At 71.4% G+C, this 21916-nt stretch carries 15 protein-coding genes; 6 read left to right on the top strand and 9 right to left on the bottom strand.

Going from position 1 to position 21916, the window contains the following annotated elements; all coding sequences use genetic code 11:
* Positions 1-133 precede the first annotated feature (133 nt).
* Positions 134-637 carry a hypothetical protein gene (locus ACQP2H_RS25065; protein WP_357534978.1) on the bottom strand — a complete coding sequence of 168 codons (504 nt, stop codon included), beginning with the start codon at positions 635-637 and terminating at the stop codon, positions 134-136.
* A gap of 330 nt (positions 638-967) precedes the next feature.
* Here ACQP2H_RS25065 and ACQP2H_RS25060 point away from each other — a divergent pair, with 330 nt between their 5' ends.
* The 4 genes from ACQP2H_RS25060 (at position 968) to ACQP2H_RS25045 (ending at position 5304) form a co-directional block, all read left to right on the top strand.
* Entirely contained in the window at positions 968-1306 is a 339-nt protein-coding gene (locus tag ACQP2H_RS25060) for a hypothetical protein (RefSeq protein WP_357014983.1), read from the top strand.
* 122 nt (positions 1307-1428) lie between these two features.
* Positions 1429-3117, top strand: coding sequence for an acyl-CoA mutase large subunit family protein (locus tag ACQP2H_RS25055; RefSeq protein WP_219464421.1), 1689 nt, complete (start codon positions 1429-1431; stop codon positions 3115-3117).
* 112 nt (positions 3118-3229) lie between these two features.
* Complete coding sequence (locus ACQP2H_RS25050) at positions 3230-4153, top strand: tetratricopeptide repeat protein (RefSeq protein ID WP_219464419.1); 924 nt, start codon at positions 3230-3232, stop codon at positions 4151-4153.
* 65 nt (positions 4154-4218) lie between these two features.
* Positions 4219-5304, top strand: coding sequence for an arginase family protein (locus ACQP2H_RS25045; RefSeq protein ID WP_363823670.1), 1086 nt, complete (start codon positions 4219-4221; stop codon positions 5302-5304).
* 62 nt (positions 5305-5366) lie between these two features.
* Here ACQP2H_RS25045 and ACQP2H_RS25040 read toward each other — a convergent pair whose 3' ends face one another.
* The gene (locus tag ACQP2H_RS25040; RefSeq protein WP_433229094.1) at positions 5367-7328 is read right to left on the bottom strand and encodes a penicillin-binding transpeptidase domain-containing protein; all 1962 of its coding nucleotides are present in this window, start codon (positions 7326-7328) and stop codon (positions 5367-5369) included.
* Between the two features lie 339 nt (positions 7329-7667).
* Here ACQP2H_RS25040 and ACQP2H_RS25035 point away from each other — a divergent pair, with 339 nt between their 5' ends.
* Positions 7668-12743 (top strand): NAD-glutamate dehydrogenase, encoded by a 5076-nt coding sequence (locus ACQP2H_RS25035; protein WP_433229092.1) that lies wholly within the window; start codon positions 7668-7670, stop codon positions 12741-12743.
* Positions 12744-12843: 100 nt separating this feature from the next.
* On the opposite strand, the gene ACQP2H_RS25030 is transcribed toward ACQP2H_RS25035, so the two are convergent.
* A complete protein-coding gene (locus ACQP2H_RS25030; RefSeq protein WP_208568437.1) occupies positions 12844-13581 on the bottom strand; it encodes a class F sortase in 738 nt (245 codons plus the stop codon).
* Complete coding sequence (locus ACQP2H_RS25025; RefSeq protein WP_433229090.1) at positions 13568-14728, bottom strand: hypothetical protein; 1161 nt, start codon at positions 14726-14728, stop codon at positions 13568-13570. The genes ACQP2H_RS25030 and ACQP2H_RS25025 overlap by 14 nt, the downstream gene beginning before the upstream one ends.
* Before the next feature lie 547 nt (positions 14729-15275).
* On the opposite strand from ACQP2H_RS25025, the gene ACQP2H_RS25020 reads away from it, so the two are divergent.
* Positions 15276-17075: a glycoside hydrolase family 6 protein gene (locus ACQP2H_RS25020; RefSeq protein ID WP_357534965.1), complete on the top strand. Its 1800-nt coding sequence runs from the start codon at positions 15276-15278 to the stop codon at positions 17073-17075.
* A gap of 203 nt (positions 17076-17278) precedes the next feature.
* On the opposite strand, the gene ACQP2H_RS25015 is transcribed toward ACQP2H_RS25020, so the two are convergent.
* From ACQP2H_RS25015 to ACQP2H_RS24995, 5 genes are all read right to left on the bottom strand, one after another.
* Positions 17279-17653 carry a hypothetical protein gene (locus ACQP2H_RS25015; protein WP_433229088.1) on the bottom strand — a complete coding sequence of 125 codons (375 nt, stop codon included), beginning with the start codon at positions 17651-17653 and terminating at the stop codon, positions 17279-17281.
* 73 nt (positions 17654-17726) lie between these two features.
* Positions 17727-18032 carry a hypothetical protein gene (locus ACQP2H_RS25010; RefSeq protein ID WP_208568441.1) on the bottom strand — a complete coding sequence of 102 codons (306 nt, stop codon included), beginning with the start codon at positions 18030-18032 and terminating at the stop codon, positions 17727-17729.
* 31 nt (positions 18033-18063) lie between these two features.
* Positions 18064-19722 (bottom strand): sodium:solute symporter family protein, encoded by a 1659-nt coding sequence (locus ACQP2H_RS25005; RefSeq protein WP_363823661.1) that lies wholly within the window; start codon positions 19720-19722, stop codon positions 18064-18066.
* A 252-nt stretch (positions 19723-19974) separates the two neighbouring features.
* On the bottom strand, positions 19975-21075 hold the full coding sequence (locus tag ACQP2H_RS25000; RefSeq protein ID WP_433229086.1) for a hypothetical protein: 1101 nt from the start codon (positions 21073-21075) through the stop codon (positions 19975-19977).
* 13 nt (positions 21076-21088) lie between these two features.
* Positions 21089-21682, bottom strand: coding sequence for a hypothetical protein (locus tag ACQP2H_RS24995; protein ID WP_219464411.1), 594 nt, complete (start codon positions 21680-21682; stop codon positions 21089-21091).
* Positions 21683-21916: the final 234 nt, after the last annotated feature.

Raw genomic sequence — 21916 nt, 5'->3', positions numbered from 1 at the left:
GGATCTGACGCGGAAGTGGTCCGGCACGAGGGTACGGCCGATCGGTCGCCGGAGCATTTCCGGCCGATCAGCCGTACCCTCGCTGCATTTCTGCTTCCGCTGGCAATGATCTGTCAGGGTCAGCGGCCGGTCCTCAGGACTCGAGCTTCCATTCGTCGACCCGGGCGGTTCGGGGAGCGTTCGCGCTGGCTCCCGAATAGTTGGTGAGGAATTTGCACTGCGCGACGTTCCAGGTCTGCTTCTTCACCACAAAAGAGCGAGACTCCTGAAAGAGCCGCATCCTGCGACGTTGCCCACTCGGCACTTCCAGCGCGTAACTGAAGCCGGCAGTCCACGAGCGTCCGGCTGTCACCGACACCCCGATGGACGTGCTCGCCTTCGCGAAAACGACGCCGGCTTCGGCGGATACCGTCGCCGACGCCGTCGCGGCGACGTTGGCGGTCTCGTTCTCGCTGTAGGAGATGGTGCCGGGGCCAGTGATGTAGGCGCTGTAGACGTCGGTCGGCCGCGTCGACTTGCTGATGTTGGTGAAGGTGTAGATCGGGTTCTCACCCTCGGCCGGGCAGCCCTGCGGACCTGCCAGGGCCGGGGCCTGGAGGGCCACCACGGGCAGCGGCAGAACCGCAATCGCCGACACGACACTCAACATACGTTTCCTGAAGTTCAAGCTGTCTCCCCGTGGATGCGCGGGGCGGCTCGTTGATTAGGCCGCCACGAATGCCGCCAAGATATCAGGGGAAGGTCGGCATTGTTGTCCCTTGACTTGCCCAGACCCATTCTGTATCATCGCGAAAAAGCTATTAATGCGAAACGGGTGACAATGAAAGACAGAGTTTCGGGGATCTTGCTTTTATGTGGATTGTCGCTCAGCGTCACCGTTTCCCTCGTAGGTTGTTCCGCGGGACCGGAAGATGCATCTCCTGATTCTTCGCCCGCCACGGAAGTCTCGGAGACTCCCCGGCAGGCGGTGTCCGAGGTCCCGAGCGAGCTTCCCGTCTTCGGCCCCGACGCCGTCCGTGTCGTGGCCGTGCGTAGCGCTTCGGCCGAAGTGCGCTTCGACGTGGTCGGCCCGAAGGGCGCCCGGTACGGCCTGCGCGACGCGGCCGGAAAGAAGGGTGAGTGCCGTCAGGTGGAGTTGGGTGAAGTTGCGTCCCGCCCGCCGGGCCTGCCGGCGACTTCCAACTGGCAGACGGAATTGATCTGTGCCGGCAGGGAGAAGGTCACGAAGGCGAGTCGGGTGCTCGTCAAGGTCGCGCTGGACAGCTTCACCTACGACTTCGAGGTGCCCGCACTGCCGGCGGCCTGACTCCGCTCGCCTCCCTTCGCGGTGCTCGGCGGGCTACCGGCGGGTACGAGCTTCCTTAGCGATCGTTCAGGCTTCGTTCTACACTCGGGGTTCGGTCGAGGACTCGAGGAGGAGCCCCGCGGATGAACGCCGACGAGATCGCCGCCGGACGGGCACGCTGGCAGGCCCGGTACGACGCCGCGCGCAAGCGGGACGCGGACTTCACCACCCTGTCCGGAGCCACCGTGCAACCGGTGTACGGGCCACCCGAGGGCACCGCCTACCCCGGGTTCGAACGGATCGGCTGGCCGGGCGAGTTCCCGTACACCCGGGGGTTGCACCCGACCGGCTACCGCGGTCGGGCCTGGACGATCCGACAGTTCGCCGGCTTCGGCAACGCCCAGCAGACCAACGAGCGGTACAAGATGATCCTCGGCGCGGGCGGCGGTGGGCTCTCCGTCGCGTTCGACATGCCGACCCTGATGGGGCGCGACTCCGACGACCCGCAGGCGCTCGGCGAGGTCGGCCACTGCGGGGTCGCGGTGGACACCGCCGCCGACATGGAGACGCTCTTCGACGGCATCGACCTGGCCGGCGTCACCACCTCGATGACCATCTCCGGGCCGGCGGTGCCGGTCTTCTGCATGTACCTGGTCGCCGCCGAGCGGCAGGGCGTCGACCTGTCCCGGCTGGACGGCACGTTGCAGACCGACATCTTCAAGGAGTACATCGCGCAGAAGGAGTGGCTGTTCGACCCCGAGCCGCACCTGCGCCTGATCGGCGACCTGATGGAATACTGCGCCGCCGAGATCCCCCGCTACAAGCCGCTGTCGGTCTCCGGCTACCACATCCGCGAGGCCGGTTCCACCGCCGCGCAGGAGCTGGCGTACACCCTGGCCGACGGGTTCGGTTACGTCGAGCTGGGACTCTCGCGCGGGTTGGACGTCAACGTCTTCGCCCCCGGGCTGAGCTTCTTCTTCGACGCGCACCTGGACTTCTTCGAGGAGATCGCCAAGTTCCGGGCCGCCCGCCGGATCTGGGCCCGCTGGCTGCGCGACGTCTACGGCGCGACCAGCGAGAAGGCCCTCTGGCTGCGGTTCCACACCCAGACCGCCGGGGTGTCGCTGACCGCGCAACAACCGGTCAACAACGTGGTACGCACCGCAGTGGAGGCCCTCGCCGCGGTGCTCGGCGGCACCAACTCGCTGCACACCAACGCCCTCGACGAGACCCTCGCCCTGCCCACCGACGAATCCGCCGAGATCGCCCTGCGTACCCAGCAGGTGCTGATGGAGGAGATCGGGGTGACCAACGTGGCCGACCCGCTCGGCGGCTCCTGGTACGTCGAGGCGCTCACCGACGCCATCGAGGCCGAGGCGGAGGCGATCTTCGCCCGGATCCGGCAGCTCGGTGGCGAGGGCCCGCACCAGATCGGCCCGATGACCTCCGGCATCCTGCGCGGCATCGAGGACGGTTGGTTCACCGGCCACATCGCCGAGTCGGCCTTCGTCTACCAGCAGGCGCTGGAGAAGGGCGACAAGAAGATCGTCGGGGTCAACTGCCACACCAGCACGACCGCCAAGGAACTGGAGATCCTGCGCATCTCGCACGAGGTGGAGCTGGAGCAGCGCCGGGTCCTCGCCGAGCGCAAGGCCGCCCGTGACGACGCCGCGGTGACGGCGGCGGTGCAGCGCATGATCGAGGTCAGCCGCACCGGCGGCAACATGATCCCGCCCATGCTCGACGCCGTCCGCGCCGAAGCCACCCTCGGCGAGATCTGCGACGCCCTGCGCGCCGAATGGGGCACCTACCGCGAACCCGCCCGCTTCTGACCCCCGGGGGTGGGGGTGGGGGGTGGGAGGGGGAGAACGGGAGGTGAGAGTGGCAACTGTGGGCGTTGTGGCTGAGCCGGGGACGGTGGGGATCGTGCGAGACTAGATAACCATGAGCGACCCACGGATCACCTCGTCGATCTTCACCCGCGGCGCGGTCGACCTCAGCGCGCTGCGCGGCACCGCCCCGGCCAGTTCCCGTCCCGCCACACCGAGCCAGACCGGTGCCTCCACCGGCCTGGCGGGCGGTCCCGCCACAGGTGGCGCCGCCGCCGCGCTCGACGTGACCGAGGCGAACATCCAGTCCGAGGTGCTGGAACGGTCGATGACCACACCCGTGGTGGTCTTCTTCGGCGCGGCCGGCTACCCGGACAGCGACCAGTTCGCCCCGGTGCTGGAGCGGTTGGCGGCCGAGGGCGCCGGCCAGTGGGTCCTCGCCCGGGTCGACGTCCAGGAAAACCCGCGGATCGCGCAGATGTTCCAGATCCAGGCCATCCCCACCGTCTACGCGATCGTCGGCGGGCGGCCCATCGACGCCTTCCCCGGGGTGATCCCCGAGCCCCAGCTGCGCCAGTGGCTCGCCGCCGTGCTCAAGGCCGGTGGCGTCACCGTGGCCGAGCCGGAGGACCCGCGCCTCGACGAGGCCGACGACGCGTTGATGAGCGGCGACCTGGACGCCGCCGAGCAGGCGTACCGCAAGATCCTCGCCGAGTCCCCGGCGGACGCCGCGGCCGAGGCCGGGCTGGCCCAGGTCGGGGTGGCCCGGCGGGTCGCCGGCGCGGACCCGCAGGCCGCCCTCGCCGCCGCGCAGGCCAACCCCGACGACGTCGACGCCCAACTGCTCGCCGCCGACATCGAGGTGCTCAGCGGGATGGCCGAGCAGGCGTACGCGCGGCTGGTCGGGGTGGTCCGGCGGACCGCCGGTGACGACCGGGACAAGGCCCGCCAACACCTGATCGCCCTGTTCAGCATCGCCGGCCCGGACGACCCCGCCGTGGCCTCCGCCCGACGCGCCCTGGCCAGCGCCCTGTTCTGAACCCCTGACATCCCCGCGCGGGCCGGCCCCCCGGCCGGCCCGCCACCCATCGAGGACGGGAGCCTGTGATGCGCCGAATCGCCGTCCTCGACGCGCCGACCAACCTGGGTCTGCGCCCACCCACCTCCACCTCCGTCCCCGGCTGCGGCAAGGCCCCCGGCGCGCTGCGCGACCACGGGCTGCTGGCCCGACTGGGCGCCCGGGACGCCGGCTGCCTCACCGCCCCCCGGTACGACCCGGGCGACTGGCGGCCCGGTGACGGGGTCTGCCACGCCCGGGAGATCTCCGGCTACTCGACGGCGCTGGCCGACCGGATCGGCGCGATCATCGACCGGGACGAGTTTCCCCTGGTCCTCGGCGGGGACTGCTCGGTGCTGCTCGGCTCGGCGCTGGCCATGCACCGGCTCGGCGAGGCGGTCGGCGGGCGGATCGGGCTGGTCTTCGTCGACGGCCACTCCGACTTCCGGCACCCCGGCAACGCCTCCTACGTGGGTGCGGCAGCCGGCGAGGACCTCGCCCTGGTGACCGGGCGCGGCCAGGCCGACCTGGCCGCCATCGAGGGGCGTCGACCGTACTTCCGGGACATCGACGTGGTGGTGCTCGGCATCCGGGCACAGGACGAGTACCGGCTCGACCTCCAAGCCGCCGGGATCACCACCCGACCGGTGCCGGCCCTGCGCGCCGAGGGCGCCGCCCGCAGCGCCCAGTGGGCGCACGAGCAACTGGCCGACTGCGCCGGCTACTGGGTGCACATCGACGTCGACGTGCTCGACCCGGCGGTGATGCCGGCCGTGGACGCCCCCGACCCCGGCGGGATCGCCTTCGCCGAGCTGGAGATCCTGCTCGCCGGGCTGGTGGACACCCCACACTGCCTCGGCGTCGAGCTGACCGTCTTCGACCCCGACTACGACCCGGACGGTGCGTACGCCGCCGAGATCGTCAACACGGTCGTCGCCGGACTGGCCCCGGTGGTCGCCCCGGACGCCGTCGCGCCCCGACTGCTGCCACCCCAGCCACACCCCACCGATCCCGGCCCGTCCCACTCCGGACGATCCGTCCCGGGGCCGTCCGTTCCCGAGCCCTTCGCCTCCGGGCCGGCTGTTTCCGGGCCGGCCGACGTGCCGGGGCGTGCCGAAGAGCCGGTCGCCTGAGCACGATCCCCGGAAGGGTCGACGTTGCGCTCCACCGCGCCGACAGCGCCCGCCGGGGCGGGTCAGGGGCGGGCGCGCAGGAAGCGTTCGACGATCGGGACGGCGCTGGCCGTACTCGACCCGCCCTGCTCGACGAAGACGGCGAACGCGACGTCCCCCCGCCAACCGACGAACCAGGCGTGGGTGTGCGCCGGGTCGTTGTCGTACTCGGCGGTGCCGGTCTTGCCGTACACCGGGCCACCGGGCACGTCGGACAGCGCCTTGCCGGTGCCGGCCGTGACCACCTCGCGCATCATCGTCTTGAGCCCCGCCACCGACTCGGCCTTCAACGACGGGCCGGCCTCGGCGGGTGCGGCCGGGGCCGGGTCGAGCACCAGCTTCGGCTGCTCCCAGCGGCCCCGGGCGACAGCGGCGGTGGCGCCGGCCATGGCCAGCGGACTGACCACGGTGGTGCCCTGACCGATCGCCGCAGCGGCCTGCTCGGTGGGGGCGCCGCCGGTGGAGACCTTGCCGGTGAAGACGTCCGCGCCGAGGTCCCAGCTGCCCTCCAGGCCGAGGGTACGGCCGGTGGCGGCCAGCCCGTCCGGGCCGAGTTGCGGGGCCAGCGCCACGAAGGCCGTGTTGCAGGACTTGGCGAAGTCGGTGCGGAACGGCACCTTGCCGAGGACGAAGTCGTCGGAGTTCTTGAACGGCCGACCGTCCACCGCGCGGGTCTTGGGACAGTCGACGATGGTCTGTGGGGTCACCGCGCCCTTGTCCAGCAGGGCGAGGGCGCTGACCGTCTTGAAGGTGGAGCCCGGCGGCACCTGGGCGGTGAAGGCCAGGTTCTCCCCGGCCGCTCCGGGGCCGTTGGCGGCGGCGAGCACCGCGCCGTCGCTGATCCGCACCGCGACCAGGGCCGACCGCCGCTTCTCCGCCCGCAACGCGCCGTCGGCGGCGTTCTGGACGGCCACGTCGAGGCTGGTACGGACCGGCTTACCGGCGGTCGGGTCCTGCCGGAACGCCTCGGTGACGACGGTGCTGCCGCCCTCCGGGGTGGGTCGGCGGATCTCCACGATGGTGCCGGGAGCACCGCGCAGCCGCTCGTCGTAGCGGCCCTGGAGACCACCGTGGCCGACCAGGTCACCCTTGGCGTACCGGTCGGGGTGGGCGGCCAGGTCGTCGGCCTGCGCCTGGTCGACTGTGCCGAGCAGGGCGCGGGCGAACTCCCGGGTGGGGGCCAGGTCGAGCTTCTCGGCCCGGAACTTCGTCCCCGGCAGGTCGTAGATCCGGGGCCGGATCTGCCGGTACGCCTCGTCGCGTAACGTCACCACCTCGACGAAGGCGCCCGGATCGGCGTCGCGCAGCCGTTGCGGCAGGTCGCTGAGGTCCACCGGTGGGCTGATCGGCGGCTTGACCGCCTTGAACGCGGCATCGAGCCCTCCCACCAGGGCCTTGGCGTCGGTGACCTCGCCCGGCTGCACGCCGATGCGGACCACCGGGCGGGGTGCCACGATCGGCTGCCCCGCGCCGTCGAGCACCCCGGCCCGGGGCGCGGCGGTCCGCCGCAGCGCCAGCCGGTCGCCCTTCTCCAGTTGCTCGTGCAGCACCTGGGGTTCCCAGATCACCTGCCACCGGTCGTCGCCGCTGTTCTGCCGCAGCCGGACCGGCCGCTGGTAGGCCCAGGTGGCCCCGCCCGGCAACGCCCAGCTGATGTCGACCTTCGCGGTGGCGAGGTTCTTGGTGACCTCGGCGTCCCCGGCGCGACCCAGGGTGGGCACGGTGGTGGCGAGATCGCCGGAGAGTGCCTTGATCTGCTCGGTGACGGTCGCGGCGGGCACTCTCGCGCCGGTCGGGTCGACAAATCCCACCTTGTCCAGCTTGCCGCTGCGCCAGCCGGCGAGGAACGCGTCCACGCTGCCCGCCGGGTCGTCGTCGCCGGAGCAGCCGACGAGGGCACCGGCCGCCAGCACCGTGGCGGCCACGGCCGCGAGAGCCCGCCGCAGGGGAGTGCCGGGGCGGTGGTACGGGTACGACAGGGGCATGGAGCTGGCACCTTCCGGGTGGCGGGCTGCCCTGCACGCTAGTACGCGGCGGGCGCCCGTACCGCCCCGCGCGGCCGGACCGGGTCGCCGGGCGGGAGCGGTCGACGCCCTTCCCGCCCCGGTGGGCAGGGCGAAGAGGTGGGCCCCCGGGTGTTGTGAACATCCCACAGCGGGGTACTCGGCAGCCGGCCGACGTGGATCTGCAACAGGCGACCGGCCCGGAGTCGCGGACCGGACGTCCGGCCGACGGTCCGCCGACCGATGACCGGAACGGCAGGGCCTAAGGTGGGGCGGCAGAGTGACCCACAACGCGGTGGGTCGTCGAGGGGAGTGGCACCCATGGACCGGCGTCCGGCGATCAAACCGGGACCCGACCTCCGGCAGACTGACACCGGCCGGGACGACAGCTTCGATTCGGTGACCGACGGGGACAGCCCGCCGATCGACGGGGACGGCTACGGTCGACTCGACACAGGAGTGACCGGGTTGACCGGTTCGAGCATCGACACCCTCTACGACCTGGGGCTTCCGGTGGAAGCGCTCGGTGACGACGTGGAGGACGCCGAGCTCGACGAGCCGGTGCCCAACGCGGAGCGCCTGGTGGCCCAGGCGGTGGCGTTGGCCGGTGACGACCACGACGCGGCGACCCTGGTGGGCCGGTTCTGGCGGTTCGCGCCGGACGAGGAGCTGATCGGGTTCACCGCCGAGGAGATGCTCGACGCCGCCCGGGCCCACCGTGACCTCGCCCAGCAGCGGGTGCCGGGTGAGCTGAAGCTGCGCATCCTGCCCCCCGACGCCGACCAGCACCACACCGTCGTCGAGATCGTCACCGACGACATGCCGTTCCTGGTCGACTCGGTGACCGCCCTGCTCAACGCCCACCACCTCGACGTACACCTGCTGGTGCACCCGTTGGTGGTGGTGCGGCGGGAGCCGCTGGGCCGGCTGACCGAGGTCTCCGCCGACGTGGAGCCGGACGACGCGATCGCCGGTGACCTGGTCGAGAGCTGGATGCGGATCGAGATCGACCCGGTCCGGGACGCCGACCAGCGGGACAAGCTGCGCCGCGAGTTGCAGCGGGTGCTCACCGACGTGCGGGAGGCCGTCGAGGACTGGCCGAAGATGCGGCAGCGGGCCCTGGCGCTCGCCGACGAGCTGTCCACCGCCCGGACGGCGAACGACCGCCCACCGGTGCCGGAAAAGGACATCACCGACTCGGTGGAGCTGCTGCGCTGGCTGGCCCACGACCACTTCACCTTCCTCGGCTACCGGGAGTACCGGCTGGTCGACTCCGGCGGGCAGGGCGGCCCGGCGCTGGAGGCGGTGCTCGGCACCGGCCTGGGCATCCTGCGGTCGGACTCGCCCGAGGCGCGCGCGCTGTCGTCGATGACGCCGGAGGCGCACGAGAAGGTGATGGAGAAGCGGCTGCTGATCATCACCAAGGCGAACTCCCGGGCCACCGTGCACCGCTCGGCCTACCTGGACTACATCGGCTTCAAGATCTTCGACGAGGCCGGCCGGGTGGTCGGCGAGCGGCGGTTCCTGGGCCTGTTCTCCACCGCCGCCTACCGGACGAGCGTGCGGGAGCTGCCGGTGGTCCGCCGCAAGGTGGCCGAGGTGCTGGACCGGTCCGGGCTGAGTCAGCGCAGCCACTCCGGCAAGGACCTGCTCCAGATCCTGGAGACCTACCCGCGCGACGAGCTGTTCCAGATCAAGACCGACGACCTGTACCACGCGGTGGTCGGGGTGTTGCGGATGGCCGGCCGCCGGCAGCTGCGGGTGTTCCTGCGCCGCGACGCGTACGGGCGGTTCATCTCCTGCCTGATCTACCTGCCCCGGGACCGGTTCACCACCCAGAACCGGCTGCGCATGCAGGACATCCTGCTGCGTGAGCTGAACGGGGTGGGGGTGGACTACACCACCCGGGTCACCGAGTCGATGCTGGCCCGGGTGCACTTCATCGTCCGGACCGATCCGAACCGGCCGCCCGGGGAGATCGACGCCGACCTGCTCGCCGAGGAGTTGGCCGACGCCACCCGGCTCTGGGACGACGACTACCGGCTGGTGCTGGAGCGCAAGCTCGGCGACGAACAGTCCAAACGGCTCTTCGTCCGGTACGCCGACGCGTTCCCGGAGGGCTACAAGGACGGGCACACGCCGTACGAGGCGATGAAGGACCTGGCCAAGCTGGAGCTGCTGGAGGAGCCCGGCCAGCTGGAGATGCACCTGTTCCGTAAGCAGTGGGCGTCCCGGCCGGGGCAGCGCGACGCCGGGGCCGACGAGGCGATGGACGTCCGGTTCAAGGTCTACCGGTACGGCGAGCCGATGATGCTCTCCGCCGTGCTGCCGGTGCTGCACTCGCTGGGCGTACGGGTGGTCGACGAGCACCCGTACGAGGTGGACCGGATCGACGGCCGGGTCTTCCTGTACGACTTCGGGCTGCGCCTGCCCGAGGGGCACCAGGAGCTGGCCGAGGTGCGCCCGCACGTGGAGAACGCCTTCGCCGCCGCCTGGCGGGGTGAGGCCGAGGTGGACGGCTTCAACGAGCTGGTCCTGCGCGGCGGCCTGACCTGGCGGCAGGTGGTGGTGCTGCGGGCGTACGCGAAGTACCTGCGGCAGACCGGGGCGGTCTTCTCCCAGGAGTACATGGAGCAGACCTTCATCGCGTACCCGCGGATCGCGGCGCTGCTGGTGGAACTGTTCGAGGTGCGGTTCGCCCCGGACGGGCGCGAGGCGGAGCAACGCCGGGAACGCAGCGGCGAGCTGGTCGACGCGATCGGTGTCGCGCTGGACGACGTGGCCAGCCTCGACCAGGACCGCATCCTGCGCGCCTACCTGACGTTGATGCAGGCCACCCTGCGGACCAGCTTCTACCAGAAGCGCGCCGACGGGCGACCCAAGCCGTACGTGGCGTTCAAGCTGGACCCGCAGGCCATCCCGGACCTGCCGGCGCCCCGACCCAGGTTCGAGATCTTCGTCTACTCGCCCCGGTTCGAGGGCGTGCACCTGCGCTACGGGGCGGTGGCCCGGGGCGGGCTGCGCTGGTCCGACCGGCGGGAGGACTTCCGCACCGAGGTGCTCGGCCTGGTCAAGGCGCAGATGGTGAAGAACGCGGTGATCGTGCCGGTGGGTGCCAAGGGCGGCTTCGTGCTGAAGCAGAAGCCGGGGGACCGGGACGAGGCGGTCGCCTGCTACCAGGAGTTCGTCGGCGCGATGCTCGACGTCACCGACAACATCGTCGCCGGGGACATCGTGCCGCCGGTGGACGTGGTGCGGCACGACCCGGACGACCCGTACCTGGTGGTGGCGGCGGACAAGGGCACCGCGACGTTCTCCGACATCGCCAACCAGATCTCGGCGGCGCACGGCTTCTGGCTGGGTGACGCCTTCGCCTCCGGCGGTTCCGCCGGCTACGACCACAAGAAGATGGGCATCACCGCCCGGGGTGCCTGGGAGTCGGTCAAGCGGCACTTCCGCGAGCTGGGCCACGACACCCAGACGGCTGACTTCACCGTGGTCGGCGTCGGCGACATGTCCGGCGACGTGTTCGGCAACGGGATGCTGCTCTCCGAACACATCCGGTTGGTGGCCGCGTTCGACCACCGGCACATCTTCCTCGACCCGGACCCGGACGCTGCCACCTCCTTCCGGGAACGCCAGCGGCTGTTCGGGCTGCCCCGGTCGTCCTGGGAGGACTACGACCCGAAGCTGATCTCCGAAGGCGGCGGGATCTTCCCGCGCGGGGCCAAGTCGATCCCGATCACCCCGCAGGTGCGGGCGGCCATCGGCCTGGCCGACGACGTCACCCAGCTCAGCCCGCCGGAGCTGATGAAGGCGATCCTCACCGCGCCGGTGGACCTGTTCTGGAACGGCGGCATCGGCACCTACGTGAAGGCGTCCAGCCAGACCAACGCCGAGGTGGGCGACAAGTCCAACGACGCGATCCGGGTGGACGGCAGGAGCCTGCGCTGCCGGGTCGTCGGCGAGGGCGGCAACCTGGGCTGCACCCAGCTCGGCCGGATCGAGTACGCGTCTACCGGCGGCCGGATCTACACCGACTTCATCGACAACGCGGCCGGAGTGGACTGCTCCGACCATGAGGTGAACATCAAGATCCTGCTGAACACGGCGGTCGCCGACGGGGCGCTGGACGTCCCCGCCCGTGACGAGCTGCTGGCCCAGATGACCGACGAGGTCGCCGAGCTGGTCCTGCGGGACAACTACGACCAGGCACGGGCGATCAACAACTCGCAGGCCCAGGCCGCCTCGCTGCTGCCGGTGCACCGCCGGATGATCAGCGAACTGGAGCGGGCCGGTCAGCTCGACCGGGCGCTGGAGGCGCTGCCCCCGGACGAGGAGCTGGCGGTACGCACCGAGTCCGGGCTGACCGCGCCGGAGTTCGCGGTGCTGCTCGCGTACGTCAAGATCGTGCTGGAGCGGGAGATCCTCGCCGAGGGCCTCGCGGACGAGGAGTGGACGACCAGGGTGCTGGTCGACTACTTCCCGACGCCGATGCGCGAGCGGTTCGCCGACCGGATGGCCCAGCACCGGCTGCGCCGGGACATCGTCACCACGGTCCTGGTCAACGAGGCGATCAACCGGGGCGGCATCTCGTTCGTCTTCCGGGTCATCGAGGAGACGGCCGCGTCGCCGGCCGACGTCATCCGGGCGTACGTGGTGGTCCGGGAGGTCTTCGGGCTGCGGGAGCTGTGGGACGCGGTCGAGGCGCTGGACAACCAGGTCTCGCCGGAGTTGCAGACCAGCGTCTACCTCGACACCCGGCGGCTGCTCGACCGGGCGGTGCGCTGGCTGGTGACCAACCGGCGCTCGCCGATCGACGTGCCGGCCGAGATCGAGCGGCTCCGCGACGGGGTGGCCCGGCTACTGCCCGACCTCCAGGACCGGTTCCACGGCAGCGAGCGGGAGTCGTTGCGGGAGCACATCGACGCGATGACCGCCCGGGGGCTGCCGGCCGGCCTGGCCGAGCAGGCGACCCGGCTGATGTACAGCTTCGGCCTGCTGGACGTGGTGGAGACGGCGCGGACCAGTGGCCGCGACGTCGGCGAGGTGGCCTCGGTCTACTTCGTGCTCTCCGACCGGTTCCGGGTCGACTCGCTGCTGTCGAAGATCTCCCTGCTGCCGCGCGAGGACCGTTGGCAGACGTTGGCCCGGATGGCGCTGCGCTACGACCTGTACGCCGCGCTGGCCGCGCTCACCGGGGAGGTGCTCGACTCCACCTCGGGCGACCTGCCGCCGCAGGAGCGGGTGCTCCAGTGGGAACAGTCGAACGCCACCTCGATCCACCGGGCGCACCGGGCGATGGGGGAGTTCGACGAGTCGCGGGCGGACCTCGCCTCGTTGTCGGTGCTGCTGCGGCAGATCCGCACCCTGGTCCGGACGTCCGCCGCCGCCTGACCGTGACACCGGCCGCGCCTGCGGTGGGATCCTCGTCCCGCCGCAGGCGCGGCACCGGTGTGGTCGGCCGGCGGTGTCCCGCCGGGAGGTGCGGTAGGGGTCAGGACGTCAGGGTGGCGAAGACGATCACGTTGTCCTGGTAGCTGCCGGCCCCTTGGTCGAACTGGCCGCCGCAGGTCACCACCCGCAGTCCGGGTCGGTCGTTCGGGCCGTACACCAGCTCGGTGGGGAACTGGTCCTTGGGATAGGAACGCACCTCGTCGACGGTGAATATGGCGACGCCGCCGTCGGCCCGGGACACCGTGATGGTGTCGCCCGGCAGGAGCGCGCCGAGTTGGAAGAAGACCGCCGGCCCGAGCTTCGCCGAGTCGACGTGCCCGACGATCACCGCATTCCCGGTCTCCCCGGGGCTGACGCCCGGCTCGTACCAGCCGGCGCGCTGGGCCTGGTCCAGCGGGGGCACCTGGACCGTGCCGTCCGGGTTGGTGCCCAGCGGCATGATCTCCGCGTCGACCCCGATCCGCGGGATCACGATGGCGGTGGGGGCGGCCCGGAGCAGCGGATCGGGGCCCGGTGGCACGCTCGCGTCGGCGGGGACCTGGGCGTCCGGGTCGTCGACCGGCCCGGTCTCCCCGGCGGGGGTGGTCGCCGGGGTGGTCTGCGGCGCGGCCTGGGCCGCCGGTTGTGGGGGACGCGGCGGGGGCGTGGTGCGCAGTGACGCGCCGACCATGCCGGAGCCGGCCATGGCGAGCAGGACGACGACGGCCGCGCCGGCGGCACGCCACGGTCTCCCGTGACGGCCGCCGGCCCGTGTCGCCGTCGGGTCAGCCGAGCTCATCGGCCCGACGCCGACGCATCAGCACGATGCCGCCGAGGGCAGCCGCGCCGATCATGCCCACTCCGCCGACGGCCATGCTCCGGTCGGCGGCGGTGGTGGTCATCCCACCGTCACCGCCATCGACGTGGCCCTTCGGCAGGACGACCAGTTCGCCTTCGCCGCACGAGCCCTTCAGCTCGTACCGGCCCGGACGGGCGTGCTCGGAGACCTCGGCCTCGCCGTAGTAGACGAAGTCCTTCTTGTGCTCCCAGCCACCCTCGTCCTTGCCGTATCCGTACTCCTCGTCCTGGCCGTACCCGTCGTGGCCCAGCCAGTCGTCCTCGTCGGACTCCTCGCTGTAGCCCGGCTTGCCGTGCTCCTCTTCGGCGCCGGGCTTGCCGTGCTCGCCGGACTCCTCGCCGGGCTTGCCGTGCTCCTCCTCGCCGGGCTTGCCGTGCTCCTCCTCGCCCGGCTTGCCGTGTTCGCCGGACTCCTCGCCGGGCTTGCCGTGCTCGCCGGGCTTACCGGACTCCTCGCTCGGCTTGCCGTGCTCGCCGGACTCCTCGCCGGGCTTGCCGTGCTCGCCGGGCTTGCCGTGCTCCTCGCCCTTGCCCTTGTCGCCCTTGTCGCCATGGTCCGGCCCCTGGTCGGCGGCCATGAAGCCACCGCCCCGGCCGTCGGCCGGCGGCTGCCCGCCGTCAGCCGGGGGTTGGCCACCCTCGGCCGGCGGCTGCGGCTTGGGGCCGTTGTCGTCGGGGCCCTTCCCGTCGGGTCCCTTGCCGTGGTCCTCGCCCTTGCCCTCTTCGCCCTTGCCGTGGTCCTCGCCCTTGCCCTCTTCGCCCTTGCCGTGGTCCTCGCCCTTGCCCTCTTCGCCCTTGCCGTGCTCGTCGCCCTTGCCGTGGTCCTCGCCGCGGCCTTCGGGCTTGAGCTTGACCTTGCCGGTGACCTCGGACCAGACGAAGGCGTGTTCCTGTGCCTCCGGGCAGATCTCGATGAGCTTGACCTCGTCGCCGGGCTTGACGACGTGTGGCTTGGCGATGACCTTGCCGTCCCGGCTCTCGCCGTCGTGGTGACCGTCCGCGAACGCGATCCCCGGCGTGAACACCAGAAGGGACGCGCCACCGAGAGCGGCACCCGCGACAACCTTCCCGAGCATCTTGTTAGCCATGACCTGCGTCACTCCATCCCCTGTTGTCCTGAGCCCGACGACAGTCGAGCTATGACCGACGTTAGACCGTTTCACGACTTATTCGGGGAAAGATTCGTGTTTTCGGCTTTACCGATGATGCGGGGCTTAAGGGAGCTAGAGCGCTTGTGTCGTCATTTGCCGCCTCGGGGGGCGGTTGGTGCCCTGCCGGCCGAGCTGGGCGGGGATAGGCTCGCCAGGGCCCCGGGTGTCGGTCCGGCGTTGCCGCCAGGTTGCCGCCAAGTATCGAGCCATTGCCATGGAAGCGCTCCCATGCAAGAATCGCTGCACGCGGTTCGGGGAGCCACACCGCGCACGGCAGATGTCGAGGGCAACCGGTGCACCGGACGACGTCGCCGCCGACCGGTCCCACGGGGCCGGTGCAGCTCGCCACCACCATGCCCGCCCTCCGGGTCGGGCACCCCCCGAGATGTCCCGTTGGCGCCGGGCTCGTCCGTACCCCAGGACGCTCACGCGCCACTTGCCGGTCCCCATGCGGTGCCGGTCTCGCCCAAGGAGTGCAAAAGGCATGAATCTGTGGAGAAGTCTGTCCGCCCGACGCCGGGCGTTCGCCCTCACCGGGGCGAGCGTGCTGGTCGCGGGCGGGCTGGTGACCATCCCGGTCACCGCGGCGCAGGCCGCCACCCAGTGCAGCATCGACTACACCACCAACGACTGGTCCGGCGGTTTCACCGCGAACGTCACCATCCGCAACGTGGGTGACCCGATCAGCAACTGGACCCTCGGCTTCACCTTCCCCAACAGCAGCCAGCGGGTCACCCAGGGCTGGTCGGCCAAGTGGTCGCAGAGCGGCCAGAACGTGACCGCCACCAACGAGTCCTACAACGGCTCGCTGGGTCGCGGCGGCAGCACCACCCTCGGCTTCAACGGCTCGTGGAGCGGCAGCAACCCCAAGCCGGCCTCGTTCACCCTGAACGGGGTGGTCTGTGGCGGCGTCACGCCGACGACGCCTCCGCCCACCACGCCTCCGCCGACCACGCCTCCGCCCACCACCCCGCCGCCCACGACGCCGCCGCCCACCACCCCGCCGCCCACCACGCCCCCGCCGGGGCAGAAGGTGGACAACCCCTACGTCGGGGTCAAGGGGTACGTGAACCCGGAGTGGAAGGCCAAGGCGGACGCCGAGGCCGGTGGCAGCCGGGTCTCCAACAACCCGACCGCGGTGTGGCTGGACCGGATCGCCGCGATCAACGGCACCACCGACAGCAGCTCCAACGGTGCGATGGGCGTCAAGGACCACCTGGACGCGGCCCTGGCCCAGGGTGCCGGCTACATCCAGTTCGTGATCTACAACCTGCCCGGCCGGGACTGCTCGGCGCTCGCCTCCAACGGTGAGCTGGCCGCCGACGAACTGCCGCGCTACAAGGCGGAGTACATCGACCCGATCGCCGCGATCCAGAGCCAGGCCAAGTACGCCAGCCTGCGGATCGTCAACATCATCGAGATCGACTCGCTGCCGAACCTGGTCACCAACACCTCCGGCAACGCCGGTGGCACGGTGCAGTGCGACGTGGTGAAGGCCAACGGCGCGTACGTCAACGGTGTCGGCTACGCCCTGGCCAAGCTGGGCGCGATCGGTAACGTCTACAACTACATCGACGCTGGTCACCACGGCTGGCTGGGTTGGGACACCAACTTCGGCCCGACCGCCGACATCCTGAAGACCGCTGCCGTCGCCTCCGGCAGCAACGTGAACTACGTGCACGGCTTCATCACCAACACGGCGAACTACTCCGCCCTGAAGGAGCCGTACATCAAGATCACCGACTCGGTGAACGGCCAGACCGTCCGCCAGTCCAAGTGGATCGACTGGAACTTCTACGTCGACGAGCTGTCGTTCGCCCAGGCGTTCCGCACCAAGCTGATCTCGGTCGGCTTCAACAGCAACATCGGCATGCTGATCGACACCTCCCGTAACGGCTGGGGCGGCACCGCCCGGCCCACCGGCCCGGGTGCGACGACCAGCGTCGACACCTACGTCAACGGTGGTCGCATCGACCGTCGCTTCCACGCCGGCAACTGGTGCAACCAGGTCGGTGCGGGTCTCGGCGAGCGGCCGAAGGCCAACCCCGAGCCGGGCATCGACGCCTACGTCTGGGTGAAGCCCCCGGGTGAGTCCGACGGCTCCAGCTCCCTCATCCCGAACAACGAGGGCAAGGGCTTCGACCGGATGTGCGACCCGACCTACACCGGTAACGCCCGTAACGGCAACAGCATGAGCGGCGCCCTGCCCAACGCGCCGATCTCCGGCGCCTGGTTCTCCGCCCAGTTCCAGGAGCTCATGAAGAACGCCTACCCGGCGCTCTGACGAACCAGCCCGCCGCGGCTGGAGTGAGGCACTGACGCGGCGGGCGCACCCGGGCCCCCGGTCCGACCGAGAGGTCGGGCCGGGGGCCCACCCGTCTCCCCGGGCCCCCGGGCCGGGACCGGACGGTCGTCATGTGGGGCCCCGGTCTCCCGGTCCCCGGGTCGCCGCACACCCCACCGGGCGCGAGGCGACTGCGGCGGGACTCAGGGCACGGTTCGTTCCACCGCCGCCCGGCCCAACTCGGCCAGGTCCCGGCGGGCCCGCTCCAGGTTCTGCGGCGTCAGGTCCTGCCCGCGCGCCATGACCAGGTCCTCCGGCTCCCAGGGCTGCTCGGCCCCGGTGCGGATGTTGTCCCCACCGGCCCCCGTGCCGGTCCCGGTGGCCCCGGTGCCCGCCGCGTACGGGTCACCGATCAGCTGCTCGGTCGACGCGCCGGGCTGGTCACCCGGCGCGACGAACGACGGGTCGGCCGGCCCACCGCCGCCCCGGGCCAGCTGCGGCACGGTGGAGTCGTCGTCCACCGCGGCGGCCACCTCCGGGCGTTCCTCCAACGGTCGGTTCGGGTCACGATCGGTCATGGTGCCGCCCTCCTGTCCCAGACGCGTTCCGCGCCCCGGGTACCCCGTCCGGGCGACGCCATGCCGGGGCGGATCAGACCTCCCGGGCCTCCTCGGTGGTGGGCGGCACCACCGGCCGCAGCCACTGCCAGGCCAGCATGAACAGCCCGAAAGCCAACATCGCCAGCCCGGCCCACAGGTTGATCCGGACGCCCTGCGCCTTGTCGATCTCGGCAGCCGAGTCGAAGAGACCGACCAGGCCGACGATCACCCCGTACACCACGAAGAGACCACCGATGACCCGGCGGATGTCGAACAGCCGGGCGGCGGCGGACCGCTTGCGCTCGTTCTCCGTCTCGACGACCTGCGGGTCGTTCGCCCGCTCGCTGTGCTGGTCCACGCCTGCGCCTCCCTCTCGTGACGGACCGGGCTCAGAAGACCGGGATGTAGAAGAGCACGGCCAGCACCAGCGCGATCGCGCCCAGCAGCACCGGCGAACGCCACCAGACCTGGTCCCCGGCGAGCACGTCGCCCTTCAGGTCGATCCCGCCCATGCCGTAGACCAGACCCTGCAACTCCTCGGCCCGCTTGGGTCGGGTCAGCGGGGTGACCACCGCCGCCACCACGGCGACCGTGACGAAGGCGATGCCCGCGCCCCAGAAGCTCTCCTCCAGGTCGGAGTTGAAGTGCACCACGCCGGCCTTGTAGAGCAGGTAGGTCGCCAGCGCGGCCAGGGTGCCCGCCAGCAGCGACCAGAAACCGGCCAGGGCGCTCATCCGCCGCCAGAACATGCCGATGATGAAGGTGGCGAACAGCGGGGCGTTGAACAGGGAGAACAGCGCCTGGATGTAGTTCATGATGTTGCTGAACCCGGCGGCGATGAACGCGGTGCCGATGCCCACCACCACCCCGGCCACGGTCGCGATCCGACCGATCCGGATGTAGTAGTCGTCGGAGCGCTCCCTGCGGACGTACGCCTGCCAGATGTCGTAGGTGAAGACGGTGTTGAAGCCGCTGACGTTGGCCGCCATGCCGGCCATGAACGAGGCGACCAGGCCGGTGACCGCGATCCCGAGCACCCCGTTGGGCAGCAGGTCGCGCATCAGCAGCGGAATCGCGTTGTTGTAGACCAGGTCACCGGACTCGGCCCCCAGCCCCTTGACGGTGACCAGCGCGATCAGGCCCGGGACCACGGTCACCACCGGGATGACCAGTTTCGGGTACGCGGCGATGATCGGCGTACGCCTGGCGGCGCTCATGTTCTTGGCCGACAGCGCCCGCTGCACCTCGGCGAAGTTGGTGGTCCAGTAGCCGAAGGAGAGCACGAAACCGAGCCCGAACACGATGCCCAGCCAGTGCGCGCCGAGCGGGTTGGCGGTGCTGCCGGTGCCCTCCCAGGCGTGCAGCCCGGCCTCGCCCAGCTTGGAGTCGCGGACCGAGTCCATCAGGCCGGCCCAGCCGCCCACCTTGACCAGGCCGATGACGGTGATCGGCACCAGCCCGGCGATGATGACGAAGAACTGGAGCACCTCGTTGTAGATCGCGCCGGTCAGCCCGCCGACGGTGATGTAGGCCAGCACGATCGCCGCCCCGATGACGATCGCCAGCCAGAGCGGCCAGCCGAGCAGCGCCTGCATGATCAGCGCCAGCGCGTACAGGTTGACCCCGGCGATCAGCACCTGGGCCACCGCGAAGCTTATCGCGTTCAGCAGGTGGGTCGGCCGGTTGAACCGCAGTCGCAGGTATTCCGGGACGCTGCGCACCCGGGAGCCGTAGTAGAACGGCATCATCACGATGCCCAGAAAGATCATCGCCGGTACGGCGCCGATCCAGTAGTAGTGGACGGTCATGATGCCGTACTGCGCGCCGTTGGCGGCCATCCCGATGATCTCCAGGGCGCCCAGGTTGGCCGAGACGAAGGCCAGGCCGGTCACCCAGGCGGGCAGCGAACGCCCGGAGAGGAAGAAGTCGACGCTGGTGCGGATCGCCCGGCGGGCGGCGAAGCCGACCCCCAGCACGGTGACGAAGTAGAGCGCCAGGATCCCGTAGTCCAGCACGTTCATGTTCAGTCTGAGCCCGGCACCGTCCATCGCCCGCCACCCCTCTGATCGCGCCGTCGGCACCCGCCGAGCGCGCTATTACCCACCGTGCGGGGTTTCACACCGTCCGTGTGGATTCGGCGGTGATTCCGACGACGCCCCGGCCGGAAGTGTTCCGGCCGGGGCGTCGAGTGGTGCCGCGGTGGTCGTCAGGGTTGGTCGGTGGGTCGGGCCCGGGCGGCCCGGTCCGCCGTTGGGGCGCAATGGTCCGCGCGGGGCGGCGGCCGGCTGTCCCGGGTCGGCTCAGCGGCCCAGCACCCGGTCCAGGAAGTCGCGGTACTGACGGACCGCCACCCGGAGCTGCTCGGTGTCGGCCTCGCCGGCACCCTGCCAGCCCCCCAGCTTCTCCTTCTGCGCGGCGAGCGCTTTGGACAGCGCCCCGATCGCCTCCTCGACGAGCGACTGCGCCTCGCCGGCGGCCGCCCGGGGATCGTCGACGAACCGCAGCTGGACGTCGCGCCAGCGGTCCCGGAAGCCCTGCGCGGCGTCCGCCTCGAACAGCGTGGCGGCGTCGCTGGGCACGGTGCTGTTCGCCGACCGGCCGGCGTCGGCCGAGGCGACCGCGCCGGCCGCGCCGCCTGCTGCCGCCGCCGTCACGACGCCGCCGGCCGTGGTGCCCGGCGCGGCGGTGGTGTCCGGGCCGCCCGTGATGTCCGGGCCGCCCGTGGTGTCCAGGTCGGCGGCGGCGCGGTCCGTCGTGGTGTCCGGGTCGGCGGTGGTGGCTCGGTCGGCGGCCGGGAGGTCGGTGTCCTCGGCGGTGGGGTGCGGGTCGGTGGCCCCGGACGACCAACGGTCCCGGTCGTGGATCCGGTCCGCCGCGGTCGGGTCGGCCCGCTCGTCGTCGAACGGCCCGGTCTGCCCCGGCGCCCCGTCGCCGGGCGCGACGGTGTCCTCGTCCCGGGCGTCCCGCTCGTCCTGCGGTCGCCCGCCGGCCAGGGCCGAGGCGGCCACCGCGTCACCCACGCTGGTCGCGCCGAAGGCGGTCGGCAGGGGCGCCGGCTCGTGGAACTCCGGCCGCCGGTCACCGTCGGGACCGGTCACGTCGTCCCGGTCGCTCAGCGCGTCCCGGTCGCTCAGCGCGTCCCGGTCGTGCCGGTCGTCCAGCCCGTCCCGGTCGGCGTCGTCCACGGGGTACGGGCGGGTGGTGTCCAGGTCGCCGTCGGCCCCCGGGTCGTCGAAGATGCCCCGGTCGTCGAGCGCGTCCTCGGGCGTCCCGGCGTGCCGGTCCCGGCCGTGCCGGCCGGCGGTGTCGGTGTCCTCCGCGTCCGGGGGTGGCACCGCCACCGGGGTGGACCGGACGACCTCCGGGTGGTCGGTGTGGAGCTGCTGCTCGTCCTGGCGCATGGTGGGGTTCTCCTCAGCGGGTGGTGGCGTCCTGCGGGCGGTCCGGGTGCTGCTGCTGCGCCGGGCGGTGCCCGACCGGGTCCTCGCCGAGCAGGTCGGCGAAGAGCGCCCGGTAGTGGACGACGGCCTGGCGGAGGTCCTCGGTGCCGGCCTCACCGCGCTCGTTGCGCAGCCGGATCTCGTGCGCCTCCCGGTAGTGGGTCAGCGTGCGGGCGTGCTCCACGGAGAGGTGGGCGACCTGCTCGGTGAACTCGCCGGTCGGGTAACCCCGGTCGGTGATCAGCTGGCTGACCAGCTCGTCGGCGTCGCCGACGGTCTCGGCCGGCGAGTCGACGAAGCGGACCTGCAACTCTTCCCAGGCGGCGGCGTACCGGGCCCGGTCCTGCGGGCTGAGCGGGGTCAGGGTCAGCTCCGCGTGCCGGCGCTCCCGCTCGCGCAGTTCGCGTTCGGCGGCGCTGCGGCTGTCCTGCTCCGCGACCACCCGGTCGTACTCGGGGCCGAACCGGGACCTGAGGGCGCGTCGTCGGTTGGCCACGACGGCCACGGCGACCAGCGCCGCCACCACCAGGACGACGAGAACCAGTAGGACTATCTGCGTGGGCGACATGGCCTCCTCCTTCACCCTCCGGTATTCCCTCCCCGCACTGATCACCAATCCCGATCCGGCGAATTTCCTTCGCCGGTTCGCACCGGACCGTGACGAACCGGTCACGTCGTACGTCCGGGGTCGATCGGGGCGGGCGGCCCGGTCACGTTTTTTCCGCCGGTACCCGGGGCCAGCCGACGGGTCGTCGGTGGTCGTGGTGGGTGTCGTCGATGCCTGATCAACCCGGGTGCGACC

This window comes from Micromonospora sp. CA-248260 (assembly GCF_050942205.1).
Lineage (GTDB): Bacteria > Actinomycetota > Actinomycetes > Mycobacteriales > Micromonosporaceae > Micromonospora > Micromonospora antibiotica.
Note: the sequence above shows the minus strand (reverse complement) of the source record. Positions and strands in the feature narration are given on the sequence as shown.

Excerpts from the sequence above, each read along its gene's own strand:
- ACQP2H_RS25055 (WP_219464421.1), top strand. The coding sequence starts at position 1,429 with ATGAACGCCGACGAGATCGCCGCCGGACGGGCACGCTGGCAGGCCCGG.
- ACQP2H_RS25050 (WP_219464419.1), top strand. The coding sequence starts at position 3,230 with ATGAGCGACCCACGGATCACCTCGTCGATCTTCACCCGCGGCGCGGTC.
- ACQP2H_RS25040 (WP_433229094.1), bottom strand. The coding sequence starts at position 7,328 with ATGCCCCTGTCGTACCCGTACCACCGCCCCGGCACTCCCCTGCGGCGG.
- ACQP2H_RS25035 (WP_433229092.1), top strand. The coding sequence starts at position 7,668 with ATGGACCGGCGTCCGGCGATCAAACCGGGACCCGACCTCCGGCAGACT.
- ACQP2H_RS25030 (WP_208568437.1), bottom strand. The coding sequence starts at position 13,581 with ATGAGCTCGGCTGACCCGACGGCGACACGGGCCGGCGGCCGTCACGGG.
- ACQP2H_RS25025 (WP_433229090.1), bottom strand. The coding sequence starts at position 14,728 with ATGGCTAACAAGATGCTCGGGAAGGTTGTCGCGGGTGCCGCTCTCGGT.
- ACQP2H_RS25020 (WP_357534965.1), top strand. The coding sequence starts at position 15,276 with ATGAATCTGTGGAGAAGTCTGTCCGCCCGACGCCGGGCGTTCGCCCTC.
- ACQP2H_RS25015 (WP_433229088.1), bottom strand. The coding sequence starts at position 17,653 with ATGACCGATCGTGACCCGAACCGACCGTTGGAGGAACGCCCGGAGGTG.
- ACQP2H_RS25005 (WP_363823661.1), bottom strand. The coding sequence starts at position 19,722 with ATGGACGGTGCCGGGCTCAGACTGAACATGAACGTGCTGGACTACGGG.
- ACQP2H_RS25000 (WP_433229086.1), bottom strand. The coding sequence starts at position 21,075 with ATGCGCCAGGACGAGCAGCAGCTCCACACCGACCACCCGGAGGTCGTC.
- ACQP2H_RS24995 (WP_219464411.1), bottom strand. The coding sequence starts at position 21,682 with ATGTCGCCCACGCAGATAGTCCTACTGGTTCTCGTCGTCCTGGTGGTG.